The 5,047-nt window shown below is 74.0% G+C and carries 6 protein-coding genes; 4 read left to right on the top strand and 2 right to left on the bottom strand.

Going from position 1 to position 5,047, the window contains the following annotated elements; genetic code table 11:
• Window positions 1–3: 3 nt before the first annotated feature.
• Window positions 4–159, top strand: coding sequence for a zinc-binding dehydrogenase (locus tag VGE38_RS16135; protein ID WP_331143578.1), 156 nt, complete (start codon window positions 4–6; stop codon window positions 157–159).
• Between the two features lie 138 nt (window positions 160–297).
• Here VGE38_RS16135 and VGE38_RS16130 read toward each other — a convergent pair whose 3' ends face one another.
• Window positions 298–1,335 carry a 6-phosphofructokinase gene (locus VGE38_RS16130; RefSeq protein WP_331143577.1) on the bottom strand — a complete coding sequence of 346 codons (1,038 nt, stop codon included), beginning with the start codon at window positions 1,333–1,335 and terminating at the stop codon, window positions 298–300.
• 79 nt (window positions 1,336–1,414) lie between these two features.
• Here VGE38_RS16130 and VGE38_RS16125 point away from each other — a divergent pair, with 79 nt between their 5' ends.
• From VGE38_RS16125 to glpK, 3 genes are read left to right on the top strand one after another with little or no spacing between them, the layout of a single operon-like run.
• Window positions 1,415–2,263, top strand: a complete 849-nt coding sequence (locus VGE38_RS16125; protein WP_331143576.1) for a DUF1028 domain-containing protein — start codon at window positions 1,415–1,417, stop codon at window positions 2,261–2,263.
• Window positions 2,260–3,240, top strand: a complete 981-nt coding sequence (locus VGE38_RS16120; RefSeq protein WP_331143575.1) for a GGDEF domain-containing protein — start codon at window positions 2,260–2,262, stop codon at window positions 3,238–3,240. Before VGE38_RS16125 ends, VGE38_RS16120 begins: the two co-directional genes overlap by 4 nt.
• Entirely contained in the window at window positions 3,237–4,712 is a 1,476-nt protein-coding gene (gene glpK, locus VGE38_RS16115) for a glycerol kinase GlpK (RefSeq protein ID WP_331143574.1), read from the top strand. Before VGE38_RS16120 ends, glpK begins: the two co-directional genes overlap by 4 nt.
• On the opposite strand, the gene VGE38_RS16110 is transcribed toward glpK, so the two are convergent.
• Window positions 4,696–5,047 (bottom strand): hypothetical protein (locus VGE38_RS16110; RefSeq protein WP_414690987.1); only part of this gene is annotated, 352 nt, incomplete at its 5' end. The two genes, glpK and VGE38_RS16110, sit on opposite strands and share 17 nt — an antisense overlap.

The raw sequence follows: 5,047 nt of genomic DNA, 5'->3' as shown, positions 1-5,047 counted from the left end.
GAGCTGCGCGACGCCGCCCGCCCGGAGCTGGCCCGGCTGGCCGGCTCCGGCCTGCTGCGGGTCCCCGTCGCCGCGACCTTCCCGCTCGCCGAGGTCGCCGACGCCCACCGCCTCGTCGAGGGCGGCCACGCCACCGGCAAGGTCGTGCTCGTCCCCTAGCCGGCTCCTCGTGCTCGCACCGTCACGATGACGCCTCGCAAACTGTCACCGTGACGGTTTGGGCCGAGAGTGACAGTTCGAACTGTCACTCTCGCCGCAAAGGGTCACGGTGACACTTTGCGGGGACACACGCGCCGGTCAGCCGAAGAACACCTGGGCCTCGGCGTACTCCTCGGGGCTGACGGTCTTGAGCACCCCGGTCGCGTCGGCCAGCGGGACTCGGACGATGCGGGTGCCACGCAGCGCCGTCATGACGCCGAACTCCCCCTCGGCGACCGCGTCGACGGCGTGCAGGCCGAGCCTCGTCGCCAGCCAGCGGTCGAAAGCCGTCGGCGAGCCGCCGCGCTGGACGTGGCCGAGTACGACGGCGCGTGCCTCGCAGCCGACCCGCCGCTCGATCTCCTGCGCGAGCCGGTCGCCGATGCCGCCGAGCCGGACGTGACCGAAGTCGTCGACGTCCCCGGACTGCAGCGTCATGCCGGTGCCGTCACGCGGGACGGCGCCCTCGGAGACGACCAGGATGGGGGCGTACCGCGACTCGAACCGGCTCTTCACCAGGGCGCAGACCTCGTCGATGTCGAAGGGCTGCTCGGGGATCAGCACGATGTTCGCTCCGCCAGCAATCCCGGAGTGCAGCGCGATCCAACCGGCGTGCCGCCCCATCACCTCGACCACCAGGACCCGGTGGTGGGACTCGGCGGTCGTGTGGAGCCGGTCGATCGCCTCGGTGGCGATGTTGACGGCCGTGTCGAACCCGAAGGTGAAGTCGGTTCCTGAGAGGTCGTTGTCGATCGTCTTCGGGACCCCGACGACCTTGACCCCGACCTCGGAGAGCCGGGTGGCCACGCCGAGGGTGTCCTCCCCGCCGATGGCGACCAGCGCGTCGACGCCGTCGCGCTCCAGGTTGGCGCGGATCCGCTCCACGCCGTCGGGCACCTTGAGGGGGTTGGTGCGGCTGCTGCCCAGGATGGTGCCGCCGCGGGGCAGGATGCCGCGGCACTGCTCGATCCCGAGCGGCATCGTCTCCCCCTCCAGGGGGCCCTTCCAGCCGTCGCGGTAGCCGACGAACTCGAAGCCGTGCACCCGCACCCCCTTGCGGACCACGGCACGGATGACGGCGTTCAGCCCGGGGCAGTCGCCGCCTCCGGTGAGCACTCCGACCTTCATGGGCCTCATGCGTGCGACTGTAGTGAGAGCGGGGTCGCGCCGCCACGGCCCCGATGCCGCGATCAGGAGGGTCAGTAGGGTCGGGCGCATGACCTTCTCGATCGTGGCCCGTGCCGTGGACCCCGCCTCCGGTGAGGTCTCGTGGGGCGTCGCCGTGGCCTCCAAGTTCCTCGCCGTCGGCAACGCCGTCCCCGCCGCGGTCGCCGGCGTCGGCGCGATCGCGACCCAGGCCGCGGCGAACGTCGCCTACAAGGGCCTGGCGCTGGCGCACCTCGACGACGGCGCCACCGCCGCCGTCGCGCTGCAGCGGCTGCTCGAGGAGGACGACGAGCGCGACCACCGGCAGGTCGGCATCGTCGACGTGGAGGGCAACGCGGCCTCCCACACCGGTCCGGCGTGCCTGGACTGGGCCGGGTCGGTGACCGGAGACGGCTACGCCATCCAGGGCAACATCCTCACCGGCGAGGAGGTGATCGACGCCATGGAGGCGAGCTGGCGCGCCTCCGACCCGGCCGAGCCGCTCGGTCGACGACTGCTGGCGGCGCTGGCCGCCGGCGACGCGGCCGGCGGCGACAGCCGGGGCCGGCAGAGCGCCGCGCTGCTCGTCGTACGCGAGGGAGCTGGGTACGGCGGCCTCGACGACGTTGCCGTGGACCTCCGCGTCGACGACGCTGCCTCGTGCGGGGGCGCGCCGATCCCGGAGCTGGCCCGGCTGCTCGACCTCAACGACCTCTACCTGACCGCCTCCACCGAGGCGGAGAAGGTGCCGGTGACCCCGGCCCTCGAGGCGGAGCTCGAGACCTTCGCGGCGGCTCACGGCGCCCGCGACTTCCTGGCCTGGGTGGGGACGGAGAACTACGAGATGCGGGTCGCCCCCGACCTGTCGTGGATCGACGAACGGATCCTGGAGCTGGTCAGGGAGCACCGGGCGGGGTGAGCGACCTGGACGGCCCGGCGGGCGGCGTACGCGGACGGAGTGTGCCGGCCCTCGCCGCGGTGAGCGCGACGATCTACGGCCTGGCCGGGCTCGGCCTGTTCCTCAGCGGCATGCTGCACACCGACGACATGAACCCGCGGTGGCTGCTGCTCACGCTCAGCGCGATCGCCTTGGCGTTCGGCGCCACGGCACTCGTCCGGGGCCGGTCCTTCACCGTCCTGGAGGCGGAGCTCATGGTCGCGGTGGGCGTGGCGGTCATCGTCGCGCTCACGCTGGGCACGCGCATCGACGTCGCCGCCCTCGGCGACGGCGCAGGCCTGCCGCTGATCGCCATCTACGCCGGATGGTTCCTCACCCTGCGCGGCCGGCTGATCGTCGGCGCCGGCGCGCTCGGCTGGCTCGGGGCCGTCGCCGCCCGCGGCGAGGGCGTGCTCACCTCCATCGCGGCCGGCGTGGCGGTGGAGTCGCTCATCGCCGCCGAGATCGTGCGGCTGCTGGTGCGGCGCATGCAGTCCCTGGCCGAGACCGATCCGTTGACCGGAGCGCTCAACCGGCACGGGCTCGAGCAGGCCTGGAGCCGGCTCGCCGCGCCCGCGAGGCGTCGCGGTAGTCCACTGTCGTTGGCCGTCATCGACGTCGACGGGCTGCGCGAGGTGAACAACCGGCACGGACACCGCGCCGGGGACCAGCTGCTGGTCCGGGCCGCCCGGCAATGGCAGACCCAGCTGCCCCGGCCGGCCGCCGTGGGCCGGATCGGCGGCGACGAGTTCGTCCTGCTGCTGCCGGGCCTGCGCCCGGACGCGGCCGAGCGGCTGCTCGACTCCCTGGCCGCCGTCGCCCCGGCCCGGTGGTCGGCCGGCGTGGCGGAGGTGCCCCCCGGCGCGTCGCTGGACCAGGTGGTGGATCGCGCCGACCGGCTCATGTACAACCGCAAGGGCGGCAACGGCGCCGCCTCGACCGAAGGAGCCGGCTCGTGACCATCCTCGCCATCGACGCCGGCACCACCGGGGTGAGCGCGTTCGTCGTCGCGTCCGACGGCCGGATCGTCTCGCAGGGCTACCAGGAGTTCGGCCAGCACTTCCCCACGCCCGGCTGGGTCGAGCACTCCCCGGAGGAGATCTGGGGCGCCACCCTGGCCGCCACCCAGGCCGCGATCGCCGGCCACGAGGACGAGCTGACCGCGATCGGCATCACGAACCAGCGCGAGACCGTGGTGCTGTGGGACCGCGAGACTCTCGGGGCGCCGCGTCGCGCGATCGTGTGGCAGGACCGGCGTACGTCGGGGATCTGCGAGCGGTTGCAGGCCGCCGGCCACGAGCCACGGGTCAGCGAGCTCACCGGGCTCCGACTGGACCCCTACTTCTCCGCGACCAAGCTGGCGTGGATCGCCGAGCACGAGCCGCACACGTGGGCGCTGGTCGAGTCCGGCCGGTACGCCGTCGGCACCGTCGACTCCTACCTGATCGCCCGGATGACCCGGGGGCTGCACCATGTCACCGACGTCTCCAACGCGTCGCGCACGCTGCTGATGGACCTGCGGACCGGCACCTGGTCCGACGAGCTCTGCGGCCTGTTCGGCGTGCCGCTCGACGCCCTGCCCGACCTGGTGCCCAACTGGGGCGAGATCGCGGTGACCGACCCGCGGACGTTCCTCGGCCTGAGCCTGCCGATCGCCGGGCTGGCCGGTGACCAGCAGTCGGCGCTGTTCGGGCAGGCCTGCTTCGATGTCGGCGACGCCAAGTGCACCTACGGCACCGGCTCGTTCATCCTCACCAACACCGGTCGCACCATCGAGCGCTCCGACGCCGGCCTGCTCTCGACGGCGGCCTGGCGCTCCCCCGACGGCGAGCTGACCTACGCGCTCGAGGGCGCCATCTTCGTCACCGGTGCGGCCGTGCAGTGGCTGCGCGACGGCCTGCAGGTCATCGGCTCGGCCGCCGAGACGGCGGCGATCGCCGCGACCGTGCCCGACAGCGGCGACGTGGTGTTCGTCCCGGCCCTGACGGGGCTGGGCGCACCGCACTGGGACCCGCACGCCCGCGGCACCATCCTCGGCATCACCCGCGGCACCACCCGCGCCCACCTGATCCGGGCCACCCTGGAGGCGATCGCCTTCGAGGTCCGCGACGTGCTCGACACCCTGCCGACCCGCGCGGCGCTGAGCTGCCTGAAGGTCGACGGCGGCGCGGCGGCCAACGACCTGCTCTGCCAGATCCAGGCCGACCAGCTGGGCGTCGAGGTCTCGCGTCCCACCCAGGTCGAGACCACCGGCATCGGCGCCGCCTACCTGGCCGGGCTCGGCACGGGCGTGTGGTCCTCGACCGACGACCTGGCCGAGATCTGGGCCCAGGACCGCACCTTCGAGCCGCAGCTGCCCCGCGACCGGGCCGCCGCCGCCTACGGGCGCTGGCAGGAGGCCGTGCAGCGCTCGCTCAGCTGGGCTCGCTGAGCCCGGCCACCTCGGCCTCGGCCTCGGCGACCCGCGCGGCGGCCTCGTCGCGGTCCTCCTCGGCGCTCGCGAGCTCCTCGTCGGCGTCCTCCGCGCTGACCTCGAGGTCGGCCACCCGGCGCCGGGCCTCCTCCAGCTCCGCCTGCAGCTGCAGCACCCGGGCTGAGAGCCGGGCGGTACGCCGCTCGGCGCGCGCATGGTCGTCCCGCGCGTTGCGCAGCGACCGCTCGGCGGCCTCGCGCGCCCGTTCCCGGGCCAGCCGCTCCTCCTCCGCACGGCGCTCGGCCTCGGCGTCGGTCCGGTCCGCGGCGGCCGGCTCCGCCTCGGGGGTGGGT

Origin of the sequence: Nocardioides sp. (assembly GCF_036405735.1) — a bacterium.
Taxonomy (GTDB): Bacteria; Actinomycetota; Actinomycetes; order Propionibacteriales; family Nocardioidaceae; genus Nocardioides.
This window is presented reverse-complemented; position numbering and strand designations above follow the sequence as displayed.